The sequence below is a fragment of the Paraburkholderia sp. SUR17 genome (assembly GCF_029536165.1).
GTDB classification, from domain to species: Bacteria; Pseudomonadota; Gammaproteobacteria; order Burkholderiales; family Burkholderiaceae; genus Paraburkholderia; species Paraburkholderia kururiensis.
In genome coordinates this window covers 3,776,224-3,791,620 of sequence record NZ_CP120508.1, presented here as the reverse complement: position 1 = coordinate 3,791,620, position 15,397 = coordinate 3,776,224, and the positions used below count along the sequence as shown (strand labels likewise).

Below are 15,397 nucleotides of genomic sequence, written 5' to 3'. Positions count from 1 at the left end.
CGCCGCGGGCGCCGCCGTCTCGGGCCGAAGGCGTCGATGTCCGAAGCCGAAGGCGCCTCCGTGTTAACATCGCGGGTCCAACTTACGCCGCCGCGCGTGACTCGCGCCCGCGGCGGTGCCACCTGTCATTCCCCATTCCAGCAACGATGTCCGCAGGCCTGAATTCCGCCCAAAGCGAAGCGGTGCGCTATCTCGACGGTCCCTGTCTCGTGCTCGCCGGCGCGGGCAGCGGCAAGACGCGCGTGATCACCCAGAAGATCGCGCATCTCATCGAGGCCAAAGGCTTCGAGCCGCGCCACATTGCCGCCGTCACGTTCACGAACAAGGCTGCCGCCGAAATGCGCGAGCGCGTGGGCAAGCTGCTCGAAGGCAAGACGCTCACCACGCCCGGCAAGGAAGGCCGCAAGGTGCCGGTGAACCAGCTCACCGTGTGTACTTTTCACTCGCTGGGCGTGCAGATCCTGCGCCAGGAAGCCGAGCACGTAGGCCTCAAGCCGCAGTTCTCGATCATGGATTCCGACGACTGCTTCGCCATGATCCAGGAGCAGGTGGGATCCACGGACAAGGGCTTCATCCGCAAGATCCAGACCATCATTTCGCTGTGGAAGAACGGCCTCGTCACGCCCGAAGAGGCCATGGCCACGGCGTCGAACGAGGACGAGCACCAGGCGGCTATCGTGTACCGCAATTACGTGACGACGCTGCACGCGTATCAGGCCGTGGATTTCGACGACCTCATCCGCCTGCCGACCGAGCTCTTCGCAAAGAACGAGCCTGTGCGCGACCGCTGGCAGAACCGGCTGCGTTATCTGCTGATCGACGAGTACCAGGACACCAACGCGTGTCAGTACGAACTGCTCAAGCTGCTGGCCGGCCCGCGCGCCGCGTTCACGGCCGTGGGCGACGACGATCAGGCCATCTATGGCTGGCGCGGTGCGACGCTCGAAAATCTCGCGCAGCTCGGCAAGGACTTCCCGAAGCTGCACGTCATCAAGCTCGAACAGAACTATCGGTCCACCGCGCGCATTCTCACGGCGGCGAACAACGTCATCGCGAACAATCCGAAGCTCTTCGAGAAGAAACTGTGGTCCGAGCACGGCATGGGCGATTCGATCACCGTGACCGGCTGCAACGACGAGGAGCACGAGGCCGAGTCCGTGGTGTTCCGGCTCTCGGCGCACAAGTTCGAGCGGCGCGCGCAGTTTCGCGACTACGCGATTCTCTATCGCGGCAACTTCCAGGCGCGCATCTTCGAGCAGGTGCTCAGGCGCGAGCGCATTCCCTACGTGCTCTCGGGCGGCCAGTCGTTCTTCGACAAGGCCGAGATTAAAGACCTCTGCGCCTACTTGCGCCTGATTGCCAATCCCGACGACGATCCCGCCTTCATCCGCGCCATCACCACGCCGCGGCGCGGCGTAGGCAACACCACGCTCGAAGCGCTGGGCGCATTCGCGGGGCAGGCGAAGGTGTCGCTGTTCGAGGCCGTGTACATGGGCGGCATCGAGGCGCGCCTTTCGGCGCGGCAGATCGAGCCGATGCGCACCTTCTGCGACTTCATGCAGCGCCTCACGGATCGCGCGGACAAAGACCCCGCCACCACCGTGCTCGACGACCTCATGGAGGCGATTCACTACGAGGCCTACCTGTACGACGCGTTCGACGAACGCCAGGCGCAGGCGAAGTGGCAGAACGTGCTGGAGTTCCTGGAGTGGCTGAAGCGCAAGGGCACCAAGCCCGAGCAGGCCATTTCGGAAGAAGGCGAGGCGACCGGCTACGACAACGCCGACGGCCTCGCGGACACCGGCAAGAACCTGCTGGGCCTGATCCAGACCGTCGCGCTGATGTCGATGCTGGAAGGCAAGGACGAAGACCCGGATGCGGTGCGCCTGTCGACCGTGCATGCGTCGAAGGGGCTCGAGTATCCGCACGTGTTCCTCGTGGGCGTGGAGGAAGGCATCATGCCGCACCGCGGCGGCGCGGACGACGAACCCATCGACGACGCGCGCATCGAGGAAGAGCGGCGCCTCATGTACGTGGCGATCACGCGTGCGCAGCGCAGCCTGCATCTGAACTGGTGCAAGAAGCGCAAGCGGGCGCGGGAGACTATCGTGTGCGAGGCGTCGCGCTTCATCGTCGAGATGGGCCTCGACGAGGCCCCGCCGCCCACCGAAGACGAGGCGCCGATGACGCCGAAGGACCGGCTGGCGAGTCTCAAGGCGTTGTTGCAGAAGGCTTGAGGGGGAGGCGGGCGAAAAAGGGAGAATAGGCGCCCATCGCAGCGCCGCTCGAATCGAAGACCCTGTGATCGAAGACCCTGAGCGGCCAGGGCTCATTGCCGGCGAGGCGCTGTTTGGGGGCTAGAGTGGCGCTCTGCCCCCACCGGAGAGGCCATGTGAAGATGCCCGCCGCCGACCGTTACCGCGCCCTGCTCGATGCGTACATCGACGCGAAAGACAACAACCGTCCGCAGCGAATCCACGATGTGTTTGCTCCAGACGCCGAACTCGTCTTTTCGCTCGCTACCGCAAATATCACGTTTCCCTCGCGCGTAACGGGCGCCGATGCCATTGCGAAGACGCTCGTGACCGACTTCGGTGCGCGCTACAGCCGGTGTCGAACCTACTACGTTTGCGATGCTCTGCAGCCGCGAAACGGAAGCATTGCGGCGCTGCCGTGGCTCGTCGTGATGCATGAACCCGAGGCCGGAACGCTGCGGATCGGGCATGGCGTCTACGACTGGACGTTCTCGCCTGCCGTTGGCGAGGCTGAGCCTCGCGTCACGCGCTTTCACATCCAGATTGCCCGTATGGATGTGATCGCGGACGGCGACGCGAGGTTGCTCGCGCAAGTGCACGGGCGACTTTCCTACCCCTGGCTTTCCCCGGTCGCGCTGCGTGACGAACTCGATTCATTGAGACGCGCCGCGCCTGCTTTCGCATTCGTGGCGCCGTTCATCGAGCCCGCGGCTCCGCTCGTTTCGCTTACTTCGCCGCACTGACCATGTAATCGACGGCGGCCTTCACGTCCGCGTCGGAGGCGTTCGAGCCGCCCTTCGGCGGCATCGCGCCCTTGCCGTGCAACGCGTAGTTGTAGACGACGTCCATCGGGTCTTTCAGGCGTGGCGCCCAGGCTTCCTTGTCGCCGAACTTCGGCGCATTGAGGACGCCCGCGGCGTGGCAGGCCTGACACACCTGCTGATAGAGCGCCTTGCCCGCCTGCGACGCGTCGGCACTCTGCGTGGCGCCCGACGCCGGAGCCGCGGCCTGCGGCGCGCTCGCGAGCGCGGCCATGGCGGCGGCCGCCTGCGCGCTGGCGGCCGATGCATCGGCGCCAGGTGCCGCCGCTGCCGTCGCGCCGCCCGATGCGGCTGCCGCAGCCGATGCGCCCTGTGCGCCAGCGGCCGGCTTCGGCGGATCCTGGAATTGCGCGCCACCGTGATTGGCCATGTAGGCGACGGCAAGGCCGATTTCGTAGTCGCTGTAGTCGTCGGGGCTCGTGCCGCCGCGCGGCGGCATGGCGTTCTTGCCGTTGAGGGCGTTGTGCCAGAGCGTGTCGAAGCCCTGCGAGATGCGCGGTCCCCAGTCGCCGGCGTTGCCGAACTTCGGCGCGCCGGCTGCGCCCGCCGCGTGGCACGCGGAACAGACCGCCTGATAGACCTGCTCGCCGGTCTTGTAGACGTGCGGCGCGTTGGCGTCGCGCAGGTTCAGCTGGGCGATGGGCGCGACGCGTTTGGCGACGGCGGCGTCGGATAGCTCGTCGGTGCCCGCGCCTGTGCGCGTCGAGTTATCGACGTAGTAGGCGAGCAGCACAATGACGATGACGGGAATGGCAAATCCGGCGATGACAGCGGCGATCAGCTGGCCGGGTGTTTTGATCGGGGCTCCGTGGGGTGCTTCGCTCATGCTTGTCTCGTCTCCGTTGATTTTGTGAGCGGTACAGCAGGACGGCAACGACATGATTCTGATCAAACACGAGCGATTATAGACGCAAGGTTTTGGCGACGGCGAGCGTGGGCGTCGGGTCTTCAGCAGGCGTTTACCCGAAAGAGGGCGGGAACGTCGAGGGTCCTTTCTCTAGCTGCGGACGGCTGAAAATCGTACCGCGGGCCGCCTTGGGACGCGGTCCCGTCACGGCTGCCCGGTGGACGCAGGCAGCGAAAGCGGTTATTCTCTCGGTCTCGCTGAGCGCTGCAACCCCCGGTTGCGGCGCTTTCGTGTTGAAGCGCCCGTAGCTCAATGGATAGAGTACTGCCCTCCGAAGGCAGGGGTTGCTGGTTCGATCCCAGCCGGGCGCGCCAAAATTCGAAGTGATACCAGGTCGGGTTGATGAAATCTGACCTGTCGAAATCAAGGCCCCTAAGGCAAATGCCGAGGGGCCTTTTTTCATTTCCGGCGCCGTCAGAAATTCCACTTTCTGCGTCACGTGGTGGAATAGCGGCGGAATTAAGAATAATCCAGACTCAACAAAAATTATTTAATTTCTGGAACAGCGATGGCAGAAATCTGGAAATGGGGCCGCTACTGACGAGCCGAGATTCGTCGTCAGGACTGCCCGTTCGGGTAAGATTCATCCTTTCCAAATATTTCGCGCGGAAAGAATGACGACAATAAAACGGTATAAGTCAATTCAAGTGCTCCGCGCACTCGCGGCACTCGGTGTTGTGGCATTTCACACGGAAGGGAACGTCGGTGCGTACGGATGGGCGCCCCGCGTATTCCCGCATTTTTCCCGATACGGCGAACTTGGCGTTGATGTGTTCTTCGTGATCTCGGGGTTCGTCATTGCTCTGGTCAGCTACGGGGAACCGCAAGGTTTTCAGGCAGCACGCAAATTTCTCGCGGCCCGGATCACGCGCGTTGTGCCACTGTATTGGGCCCTCACCTTGCTGTTCGTCGCGCTTCTCGCCATCGTGCCGTCCGCCTTCGGTCATGCCCGGCTCAATGTCTGGCATGTCATCACGTCGTTCCTGTTCCTGCCTTCGATCAATTGGTCCGGAGTTATCGCGCCGGTCATAAACGTGGGATGGACGCTCAACTACGAAGCGTGGTTTTACGTCGTGTTTGCCGCTGCCATGTGCATTACCAGTCGCCCGTTAATCGTGGTTGCGACGTTTCTCGGCATCACTTCGCTCCTTCGGCTGGCGCACGGTTCTGGCGTTCCGTTTCTCGTGTACACAGACCCCATCGTGCTTGAGTTTGTCGCGGGCTGCTGCATTGGCACCTACTGTGCGCGCGGAAAGCCAATTCCGCCTGGCGCGGCATTCGTCGTGTTGCTGGGCGTTCTGGTGCTTAGGAAGCTGTACGCGCCCACGCTCACTGACGATAACCGGTTTATCGTGTTTGGCGTGCCTGCATTCGGGATTGTGTTCGCTGCATTGGCACTGGAGGCACGCATCCGTTGGAGCAGTTTTCTCGGCAAACTCGGCGATGCCTCCTATTCGCTCTATCTGACCCACGTGCTGTCGCTGCCGTTTGCCCTGAAGGTGATCCAGATGGCGGACAGGCAGCACCGGCTCCCGGGCGACCTGGTTTGTCTACTTGTGGTCGCCTGCTCGATTGTCGCGGCGTTCGCCTGCTACCGCCTGTTGGAACGTCCATTGACGCGAGTGGCGGGGCGTTGGTTGGCGCGACCCGCTGATGCGAACAAGGTGGAGGGAACGATCGCTACCTGACGGAGTTTCTCTCGCGTGACTTCGCCCATACTCACGCGACGAGGTCTTTCTTCTTGTGGAATGTTCGGGTTTGGACGGGCATTTCTTTCCGCAGCCTTTTGCCGGATATGTTGTCGCCCTTTTGCCGGGGGCTTGCGGACCATTCCTGTCTGGTTACGTCGCGACCAACACTGCGACGCATGGGTTTGTGCGCAACGAGGTTGATACGCTGCAAGCGCGTTTGCAGGCCCACCGCAAGCCTTGCCAGAAAAGATCCTCAGCTTTCCGCGAATTGCGGTTTTGGAAACGGGAGGTTCCACCGGGTGAAGGTAATTGATGGTAATTTCTGGTAATTCAACGTCATCAAAGAGTTTGGCTGCTTATTCAGAAGGCGTCTCTGCAGGTTTTTATATTTTCATATAAGCTCTCATGCATCCAATTTTTGATTTCATTTCGCCATGCCTGTGGATAAGGAACGTATTGGAAGCTTCTACGAAAGGTATTTGGGTCGGCAGCCGGATATACCGGGGCTGGAGCACTTCCAGCAGTACGATGTGCCGATCGACGTCGAGCGTGCCATCATTGGTTCCGACGAGTTCAGGCGGAACGACCGGCTTGTCCGGTTTCCGGGCACGCTGGTGGCCTGGAAAATCTGCATCCTGGAAGAGGCGAAGCTTATATTCGTGCCGATCGCCAAGAATGCGCACACTTCTATCTTGTCAGCACTGCTGAAACTTAGAGGCATTGACTGGCGAGCCTTTCCCATCCACGACGAGCTATGCGCCCGATTTGGAACCGATGATGACAAGGTCCACGCGGTACTGGCTAGTCATGACACGGGACTGCTGCTCAAGGATTTATCGCCAGATCGCATCGACAAAATTCTCAGAGATCCCGAATACCTCCGCGTGACGGTATTCCGCGATCCATTGGATCGAATCGTCAGCGCATGTAATCACTTCTTCGTTCAGGAGGCGAAAAATCCGCTTGCTCAGCAGCACGCGGCGCAGGTTGTGAACGCCTTCGAGCACGCGCCCGATACGCACACGATAAGCAATCCGTGCGAATTCTGGCTGCGAAGACTAATAAAGTTTCTGGCGTTAAACCGGCATATTGAGCACGATCCGCACTGGGCGCCGCAATACGAATATATCAAGGGCTTGCGAATCGATCATATCGTGCCAATTGAACGGCTCGACATTCTGGAGAAGATCGTCGCGGCTCGGAGCGGTAAGCGTTTGCACATCGAGTCGCGCAACGCGAGAGGTAGTCGCGACGGCTCGCGCGACGCCATCAACCAGGAACTGCGCGACGCCATCGAGGAGTACTACTGGATCGATCGCAATCTGTACGAAGCGGCCAGAACAAATGCCAGTGAACTCGACCGTCAGTTCGGCGGTAGCCTTGAATACACAGGTCGCCAACCGACGCAGGTGACCCCACGCTAAGCGGCAACCGGGCGTCCGGTCAGAACGAGTGGCTCATTCCAGGGCGCTCAAGCGTCTGGCTGCGTGACGGCCTCTGACGGCGATGACAGGCCATTCCCCGCATCGCCGACCGAGGCGGTCGCGGCAATCACGTTCCCGTAGGCATCGAGCGTCGTGCCGCTTGCACGCTGATAACCCACGAGCGCATACAGTTCCGTGCGCTTCGGGAGATCGTAGAACGCAGCCAGGTTGCCTTGGTGTACGTTGCGGATGCCCAAGCCGAGCGAGCCCTGCTGCGTGAAGCTCCCCGCCACGCCGCCGAGCGCGTAAAGCGCCTCGCCAGTCCAACCACTAAAGGTCGGCGACCTGTACTTGATCGCGTTATTCACACGTGAGCTGTGGTCGAGGTTGTTCACGTCCTCCGGCGTTGCGGCCACGCCGCTCATCGACGAACCCGGCGACGAAGGTGTTGGCGGGCTCCCGATAGATAGTCTCCGGTGTGCCGAACTGTTCGATGCGTCCGCCTTGCATCAGCACGATGCGGTTGGCCATTCCCATTGCTTCGGTCTGGTCGTGCGTCACGTAGAGGGACGATCACGCGATGGCCCGGCTGAGCGGCCAGCGCAAGCTCCGCGCGTGAGCAGAGGCGAATGCCCGTTCCCGCGCGCCTTTGGAGGGCAGACGCTACGCCGCTATCGGGCTCAACGTGAAGGCCGCGTTACCCGTGTATGTGCGGCATGACCCGGTGATGAGGGGGGCGCGACCGGGTTCTCGACCCGCGTCGCCAGAACTGAATCTCTGTGGCTTCGCGCGGCTTCACCGCTTCGCCAGGACCTTCTCGATTGCGTCTTCAAATACGCCCGACGGCTGTGCGCCCACGATCAGAACGCCTTGCACGGTTCCGTTCTTTTGAGCACCCACCACGAAAGAGGGCGTGCCGGAAATACCCAGCGATTGGGCGTATTTGCTGTCTGCGGTGATGTCGGCCAGATACTTGTTGTCGGCCATGCACTCGCGATACTGCTCATCGTTCAGACCGAGACTGTGCGCATACGATGCGAGCGAATCGGTGTCGATCTTGTTCTGATTCTTGAAGACCAGCTCCTTCATTTCCCAGAACTTGTGCTGATCGCCGGCACAGCGCACCGACTGAGCAGCGTTGATGGCCAGAGGGTGAAAATCGAGCGGCACGTCGCGCAAGATATAACGCAGCTTGCCGGTATCGATGTATTTTCGTTTAAGTTCGGGAAAGGTAGTGGATTCGAATCGCGCGCAATACGGGCACTGGAAATCCGTGAACGCCACCAGCGTCACGGGTGCATCGGGCTTGCCGAGCACGTGCGCGGCCGTGGCTTTCACCGCCAACGTGCGCGGTGCTGGCCTCGCCGCCGCCGTGGGGGCGGCCTGCTTTGCCAGTAATTGCCGGATCTCGCGCAGCTCGCTGAGAATGGCTTCGCCTTGCTGCTTCGTCATGGGTTCGTCTGCAAATGCTTTGGCGCAAAGCAGAGCGCCGCACAGGCACAACAACGTGGTGGTCCAGAACTTCATGCAATTCCCTGCTTATAACGATTGAATCGCAGACGGACGGCAGCGCCCATCTGCGCATTGAGAGCGAGCCGGCTAATGACAGATGCCGCCTGAACAGACGCCTGACAGACAGTCGGTCGATACCAGGCAAGCGTTACCCGCGCTACAGGCGCCACATGCGCCGCCGCCGCAGTCCACGCCGGTTTCCGAGCCGTTTTTTACGCCGTCCGTGCAGGTGGCCGCCTGGCACGTTCCCGAAGTGCACACGCCTGATTGACAGTCGCTCGGTACAAGACAGCTGCTGCCCGCGGAACACGTCGAGCAGGTGCCTCCTCCGCAATCCGTAGCTGTTTCATTGCCGTCCTTCACGCCGTCGCTGCAGGTGGGCGCCTGGCAGGTGCCTCCCAAGCAGACATCGCCGCCCGTGCAATTGGCGTTGGTGGAACACGGCGCCGCCACGCACGACCCTGAACTGCACGCCTGGTTAGCCGCGCAGACAACACCGCACCCACCGCAATTCGACGCGTCGCTGGAAGTGTTGACGCATGCACCCGAGCACAGGTTGTAGCCCGAGGCGCACGAGCAACTCACGGACACGTCCGTCACATTGGTGCTCACGGTGCCCGAAGAATGGCTCACGGGGCAACTGAGGTTAGCGGGCTCGCTGGACACCGTGACGTTATACGGATTGCCGTAAGCAACAGCGGAGGGGAAGGTGAACCCGCCGTTTGCGCCCACAGAAAGACTGTCGCCGCCGTTGTTCTGCAATACCACGGTACCGCTGGAGAGGCCCGTCAAATTGCCGCCTACCGTGTAGGCGTTCGTGGTGCACGTGATGGCAACGTTGGTGATATCGGCCGTTCCCATCACGCCCGAGCCATTCGCCACGCTACAGCTTTGTCCCGCCGGATTGGCCTGCACGCTGACCGAAAAACTGCCGCCCTGTGCAACGGGCGACGCGAATACGAATGCGCCGTTCGCAGACCTTGCAAGGTTGTCGGTGCCGTTGTTCTGCAACACGACAGTGCCGTTCAATCCTGTGATAGCGCCGCTCACCTTATACGCGTTGGCAGAACAGACGACGGATACGCTGGTGACATTGGACCCGGATACGGAACCTGCGCCGTTGGCCACGGTACACGTCTGCCTGGCCGGCGCCGTCAACACCGACACCTTGTACGCTGCGCCGTTTGGCTCACGGGTTGCGAAGGTGAACACGCCGTTGGCATTGACGGTGAGGTTGTCACCGCCGTTGTTTTGCATCACCAACGATCCGGACAAGCCTGTCACAGAGCCGCCAATCGAATAGCCGCTTCCCTGCGAAGTCGTGGTGCTGGAGCTTCCGTTTCCGCCACAGCCCGCTGCAAGCGAGACGAAACCGCAGGCGAGTAGCCCGCGTGCAATGCGGGTCGCCCATCTCATATGGCCAACCCGCATTCTTGAGTGTTATCCGGCTGCCCTGCCGGGCCTCCTCGATCAAGAAGAGGACGTAGATCCGCTTGTAGCAACCCCGAACGCCGTCGCATGCCGAGCCTTTATTTGTAGTCGTTTTATAGCGCGGCATAGCCTACACATTGCAAGGATTCGTCGCAAGCGGTAATTCATACGCCGCCTTGCTTTGCTCGCCCGCGCTGAGCACGTCGCGGACCGGCCGCCGACGCCGACGGCAACACACGCCGCAGCACTTGCGGTGAAAGGCTATGTGCATGCTGATGAAGTGAATGTGTAATTTGTCCGCATACGCTGAGCACCACGTCCTTACCCGGCAAAAACGTTCAGGAATGCAGGACGTCCACCGCGCTCAAGTCCTTGTGAAAACGGCCGTAAAACATACTGACTGTCAGCCACAAAATATCAGCCACAAAAATGGCGCACGGCAGCGCCCAACATAACAACCCGGCTCAGCACGGACGCAACATGCACACTCTCGCGCACAGCATCAAGTTCAAGATCGTTCTCGCCTTCACCGTCTGCATCGGGCTCATCATCGCGGTTGGCGTGTTCGGACAAATCGGCCTCTCGCGGCTGAACGCGAACGTCAACGATACGTACACGGGCAATCTCATCCCGATCATCGATCTCTCGGATGTGCGCGCCGCGCAACTCGACGTCCGTCTGCAGGTCCGTCGCGCCGTGTCCTTTCGCGACGCCACGGCGACGAAGTCGGCCATCGATCTCATGCGTGCGGATCTGGAGCAAATCGACAAGAGCTGGCACGACTACTACCCGGCTCGCGTCACCAGCGCGAAGGAACATGAAATTGCGGACCACTTGAACAACGCGCTCTCGCAGTTCAAGGCCAGTACCGCCGAACAGGTCTCCGGGCTCGAGGCCGGCAACTACGACGCGGTCGCGGAACTTATCACCCGGAATGGGCAGTTGAACGCGGCGCTCGCCAAATCGATCGACGAGGACTTCGTCGAAAACGAGCACGAGACCAAGGAAGCCGTTACGGATAGCGAATCAACCTTCGGCACCATCCGTTGGATATCCGTCGCACTGATTGGCCTTGGAATTGTGGGCGCAACGGGCGCAATGCTCTACCTCTCGCGCGCCATCACGAAGCCGCTGGGCGAAGCCGTGGGCGTGGCGAACCGCATCGCCGGCGGCCAGCTCGAGAACCGCATCACCGTACATTCGCGCGACGAATTCGGCCAGTTGCTCGAAGCGCTGAAGACGATGGACCAGCAGTTGAGCGAGACCGTGCGTGGCATCAAGTCGAGCGCGGAGTCCGTGACAGTCGCGGCACGCCAGATCTCCGCAGGCAATACGGATCTTTCCGCGCGCACCGAAGAGCAGGCCGCATCGCTCGAAGAAACGGCATCCAGCATGACGGAGCTCACCGAAACCGTGAAGCAGAACGCCGACAACGCGAGGCAAGCCAACGGACTCGCCACGCGCGCCACCGATATGGCCGACGCAGGCAACGACGCGGTGCAATCGATGGTGGGCACGATCGAACGCATCAGCAGCAGCTCGACGAAGATTTCCGACATCACGGGCGTGATCGAAGGCATCGCGTTCCAGACCAACATTCTTGCGCTCAACGCGGCAGTGGAAGCCGCACGCGCGGGCGAGCAAGGCCGCGGCTTCGCCGTGGTGGCGAGCGAAGTCCGCAGCCTGGCGCAGCGCTCTGCTTCGGCGGCGAAGGAAATCAAGGAGCTGATCGGGACCTCGGTCTCGATGATCCACGACGGCGCGAAGCAGGCAGGCGACGTGGGCACCACGATGGCCGACGTCAAACAGGCCATCAAACAGGTATCCGATATCGTCGGCGAAATCGCGGCGGCCTCTGAAGAACAGAGCCGCGGCATCGAGCAGGTCAATCAAGCGGTCATGCAGATGGACGAAGTGACCCAGCAGAACGCGGCGCTCGTGGAAGAGGCCGCAGCGGCCGCGCATTCGCTCGAAGAGCAGTCGGTCAATCTGACCGGCACGGTTGCCGTTTTCAAGCTCGCCAATTCGGGCGCGGCTTCCACGTCTGCGGTCGCGGCATATAGCAAGCCGCGCGTTCAGGCTTCCGCGCCGAAGACCACGGCGCACAAGTCAGCAGCAGTCGCACGGGCGAGCAGGCCCGTCGAGAAGCGACCGGTTGTTGCTGCCAGTGCGGCAGCCGCACCCGCACCCGTGCCCGTTGCCGTGGCGGCAACAGTGGCATCGACGCAGTCGAATCAGGCCTGGGAGACGTTCTGATTCTGGACTTCGCAGAAGCGCGCTGAAGGGGCGCAACAACGCGCGACCTCGTGCGCTTCCGGCGCTTTCTCAGCCATCCTTACCATCGGCGCGCGCCGACGTCAGATAACCCGCGTACCTGAGCAGGTAGACCACCAGCGCCGCACACCAGCATCCAGCGGCCCCATCGATCCAGGCGCCCGTCATCGCGGGCACAAGCAGCGGGCCGAATACGCGCACCACGGCAGCGGCGATCATGAGCCAGTAAGCCGTGATCTCGTACGGTCCTGCGACGAGCCTGCGCCCCGTGTGGCCCAACGCCGTACGCGTAATCATGGCGATGATCGCGCAGCCCATCGCGCCCACTGTCAACGCGTGGATGGCGAGCGAATGGGGTAGCACGTCGAACGCGGCAAGCGCAAGCATCGCAAAGCCGATGGGCAGCCAGAAGTAAGCAACGTGCAGGATCCAGAGAATGGGCCGCGCACCCACGCGCCACGAGCGCCAGCCGTACATCCGTACGGCGTGGACCACGGCCGCTGCCGCGGCGCACACGCCCACGAGCCATGCCGGCGCACCGGCTGCGTCCGCAGCGAGCGTCACGACCACGAGGGGCGCAGCAAGCGTTTCGACGGGCTTGAAGCGGCGCACCGTGAAACCGGGGATGGCGTTTGTCGTGAACATCGGCACCACGCGGCCCGCTATCACGGCCACGAACATCACGGCGAGCCCGGTGGCCGCATAGGCGGCGCGCAAGGCGAGGTCGGCGCGACCGTCCCACGCCCACCAGTGAAAGAGCGCATTCAGTGTGCCGAGCAGCGCGAGCGCCACGGCGAGGAACATGTTGCGTCGATTGCCGGCCGCCTTGAGCACGCGCAGCAGCACCACGGCCACCACCGGAAGAAAGAGGGAATCGACCACCGCGGCCACGGGTTCCGGTCCCGACCACACCAACACGCGCCCCGCTGCCCACAGCAGCCAGAGCGCGGCAAGGGACGCGCCGCGCGGCGTATCGAGCTGCGTCCACGCGCGCACGGCCGTGAGCAGAAAGCCCACGACGATCGCCGCGACGAACCCGAAAATCATCTCGTGCGCATGCCAGATCACGCCGCTGATCGCCGACGAACGGCCCGCCACCGCGGTGCCGTGTAGCCCGAGCAGCCACAGTGCGATTGCGACCGCGCCGAACACGGCACCGCCCAGATAAAACGGCCGAAAGCCGAGGCGCAGAACAGGCAGTGCTGTTCCCGGCCGATGCGGGTGACCCGAAAAGGGCTCGCTGATTTTCATCATGTTGCTTCTCCTGATTCGCGGGTGCGATCCTGCTCCATCCCAGGTGGACCCGCCCACGCGACGACTACACGGCACCGCCGTGACGCGCCATCATCCGTTCCTGTTCCACGCGCGCGGTGACGTCGCGCGCGACCGCCACTGTTCCGCAGACCGCTCCTTGCCGGTCGTGCACCAGTGCAAAACTCATTTCGACGTAAAGCTTGCGCCCCGACTTGTCCACGGCACGCGTGACCGTGGCGCGGCCATGCAGACGCGTCGTGCCGCTGGCCATGGCTGCGTCGAAGCCGCGCCAGTGGGCAGCGCGCAAATGCTCGGGAATGATCAGGTCGAGCCGGCTGCCCAGCGCCTCGGCAGCGGTAAAGCCGAACAGCGCCTCGGCGGCGCGGTTCCAGCGCGCTATCACACCCGACCGGTTCGCGTAGATCATGGCGTCGGCCATGTCGTCGATGATTCGCTCGCTCAATGCAGTTGCCTCTTCCATCGTGCTGCTCCCGGATCGGTTTCGCGCCGTTGCCACTGTCATGGCTTACGTTGCTTCGCGAAGAAGCGGCTACTGCTTCGCCATCCTGACAAGTGGCTGAACCGTTGCCGCGCTTCCCAGCAGCCGCGCGAGCGTGCTGCGTTCCGCGGCGATGTCGGCAAGCGTGTACTTGTCCAGCTCTTCCATATAGGCGCGCAACGCACGCCCGAGGACGCCACGCAGGCCGCATGCCGCGGTAATCACGCACTTGTTGCCCTCGGTGTCGAAGCATTCGACCATGCGGAAATCGGGCTCCGTGGTGCGCACCACGGAGCCCACCGTGACGCGATTCGCGGGCCGGCCAAGGCGCAGTCCGCCAGTGCGGCCCCGAATCGTGTTCAGGTAGCCGGCGCGCCCCAGCGCGTGAACGATCTTGACGAGATGGCCGCGCGCAATGCCGAGCGTGTCCGAAATTTCCTGGATCGTCACCAGCTCGTCGTCGCGTACCGCCACGTAGATCAGCACGCGCAAGCTGTAGTCCGTAAAGTCCGTCAGTCTCATGGAACACCTTTAAGATATGCGAATACTATATCTTTTAAGCCACCGTCGCGCCAGTCTGCGTGGTAAGTCGCCATAACGAACTCTCGCAGAGAAACGCGCCACCATACTGATCGATATCAAGCCGTTGCAACCCTGTAGCGAGACAATCACCCAAGTGCGGCCCGCGTGCCGCGCAACGCTAAATGTTCTAACGGTGAGAAATCATATGGAGCAGGAGGCAGCGTCTCAACGTAACAGGGAGAAGTGACCAGATGGGCAACGAAAGAAAAGCGCTACCGCTTGTGTACTCGTGCTCGGGCTGTTCGAGCGCCGCGCAACTGGCCAACCATGTGGCGCTGCAGCTGGACCGCCGCGGCAAGGCCGAGATGTCGTGTATCGCGGGCGTAGGCGGGGATGTTCCCGCGCTGCTGAAAGTTGCCCATTCGGGACGACCCATTCTCGCAATCGACGGTTGCCCCCTCGTTTGCGTGAAGAGCGCGCTGGCCCGTCATGGCATCACGCCGGCGAAGCATCTCCAGCTTGACCAGCAGGGCGTGAGAAAGCGCTTCCACATGGACTTCGATCCCGCCGACGCCGAACGTGTACTCGCCGCAGCGGAGGACGTGGCACTCGAGCTTGCGGCAGATGCGTCGGTTGTGCAGGAGCACGACGTCGCCTGATTGATCGGCACCATCCGAAAAACGTAAGCGGCTGATGGGTCTTTAACGAGGCCCGTCAGCCGCTTTGCGCTTCATCTGCGTCGCCTGGCAGCGGCCTTCAACTGCGCTTTAGTGCCGCGATGCGACTGAGCCAGCAGCGTTCGCCGCT

Annotated in this window: 13 protein-coding genes, 1 tRNA gene and 1 pseudogene; 7 read left to right on the top strand and 8 right to left on the bottom strand. The window is 62.3% G+C overall.

Features of this window, described 5'->3' with window-relative positions; translation table 11 throughout:
• Positions 1–146 precede the first annotated feature (146 nt).
• Complete coding sequence (locus P2869_RS16995) at positions 147–2,237, top strand: UvrD-helicase domain-containing protein (RefSeq protein WP_277597052.1); 2,091 nt, start codon at positions 147–149, stop codon at positions 2,235–2,237.
• 161 nt (positions 2,238–2,398) lie between these two features.
• Positions 2,399–2,998: a hypothetical protein gene (locus tag P2869_RS16990; protein WP_277598164.1), complete on the top strand. Its 600-nt coding sequence runs from the start codon at positions 2,399–2,401 to the stop codon at positions 2,996–2,998.
• On the opposite strand, the gene P2869_RS16985 is transcribed toward P2869_RS16990, so the two are convergent.
• A complete protein-coding gene (locus P2869_RS16985) occupies positions 2,982–3,902 on the bottom strand; it encodes a c-type cytochrome (protein WP_199544480.1) in 921 nt (306 codons plus the stop codon). The genes P2869_RS16990 and P2869_RS16985 overlap by 17 nt on opposite strands.
• 319 nt (positions 3,903–4,221) lie before the next feature.
• On the opposite strand from P2869_RS16985, the gene P2869_RS16980 reads away from it, so the two are divergent.
• The 3 genes from P2869_RS16980 to P2869_RS16970 all read left to right on the top strand — a co-directional run bounded on the left by P2869_RS16980 (position 4,222) and on the right by P2869_RS16970 (position 7,098).
• Positions 4,222–4,297: transfer RNA gene (locus tag P2869_RS16980), tRNA-Arg, on the top strand.
• Positions 4,298–4,597: 300 nt separating this feature from the next.
• A complete protein-coding gene (locus P2869_RS16975; protein WP_277597051.1) occupies positions 4,598–5,671 on the top strand; it encodes an acyltransferase in 1,074 nt (357 codons plus the stop codon).
• 437 nt (positions 5,672–6,108) lie between these two features.
• Positions 6,109–7,098: a sulfotransferase family 2 domain-containing protein gene (locus P2869_RS16970; RefSeq protein ID WP_277597050.1), complete on the top strand. Its 990-nt coding sequence runs from the start codon at positions 6,109–6,111 to the stop codon at positions 7,096–7,098.
• A 47-nt stretch (positions 7,099–7,145) separates the two neighbouring features.
• On the opposite strand, the gene P2869_RS16965 is transcribed toward P2869_RS16970, so the two are convergent.
• The 4 genes and pseudogenes from P2869_RS16965 to P2869_RS16950 form a co-directional block, all read right to left on the bottom strand.
• The gene (locus tag P2869_RS16965; RefSeq protein WP_277597049.1) at positions 7,146–7,493 is read right to left on the bottom strand and encodes a hypothetical protein; all 348 of its coding nucleotides are present in this window, start codon (positions 7,491–7,493) and stop codon (positions 7,146–7,148) included.
• 31 nt (positions 7,494–7,524) lie between these two features.
• Positions 7,525–7,671: pseudogene (ugpC, locus tag P2869_RS16960) on the bottom strand (sn-glycerol-3-phosphate ABC transporter ATP-binding protein UgpC); the annotation flags it as partial.
• Positions 7,672–7,893: 222 nt separating this feature from the next.
• The gene (locus P2869_RS16955) at positions 7,894–8,625 is read right to left on the bottom strand and encodes a DsbA family protein (protein WP_277597048.1); all 732 of its coding nucleotides are present in this window, start codon (positions 8,623–8,625) and stop codon (positions 7,894–7,896) included.
• Positions 8,626–8,697: 72 nt separating this feature from the next.
• Positions 8,698–9,894, bottom strand: coding sequence for a hypothetical protein (locus P2869_RS16950; RefSeq protein ID WP_277597047.1), 1,197 nt, complete (start codon positions 9,892–9,894; stop codon positions 8,698–8,700).
• Positions 9,895–10,521: 627 nt separating this feature from the next.
• Between P2869_RS16950 and P2869_RS16945 the strand changes: the two genes are divergently transcribed.
• The gene (locus P2869_RS16945) at positions 10,522–12,297 is read left to right on the top strand and encodes a methyl-accepting chemotaxis protein (protein WP_277597046.1); all 1,776 of its coding nucleotides are present in this window, start codon (positions 10,522–10,524) and stop codon (positions 12,295–12,297) included.
• Positions 12,298–12,366: 69 nt separating this feature from the next.
• Here the strand turns inward: P2869_RS16945 and P2869_RS16940 are convergent, their stop codons facing one another.
• From P2869_RS16940 to P2869_RS16930, 3 genes are all read right to left on the bottom strand, one after another.
• Positions 12,367–13,566, bottom strand: a complete 1,200-nt coding sequence (locus P2869_RS16940) for an NnrS family protein (RefSeq protein WP_277598163.1) — start codon at positions 13,564–13,566, stop codon at positions 12,367–12,369.
• A 67-nt stretch (positions 13,567–13,633) separates the two neighbouring features.
• Positions 13,634–14,050 (bottom strand): PAS domain S-box protein, encoded by a 417-nt coding sequence (locus tag P2869_RS16935; RefSeq protein WP_277597045.1) that lies wholly within the window; start codon positions 14,048–14,050, stop codon positions 13,634–13,636.
• 69 nt (positions 14,051–14,119) lie between these two features.
• Positions 14,120–14,590, bottom strand: coding sequence for an Rrf2 family transcriptional regulator (locus tag P2869_RS16930; protein WP_277597044.1), 471 nt, complete (start codon positions 14,588–14,590; stop codon positions 14,120–14,122).
• A 251-nt stretch (positions 14,591–14,841) separates the two neighbouring features.
• Here P2869_RS16930 and P2869_RS16925 point away from each other — a divergent pair, with 251 nt between their 5' ends.
• Entirely contained in the window at positions 14,842–15,249 is a 408-nt protein-coding gene (locus P2869_RS16925) for a putative zinc-binding protein (RefSeq protein WP_017772196.1), read from the top strand.
• The last annotated feature ends 148 nt before the right edge of the window (positions 15,250–15,397 follow it).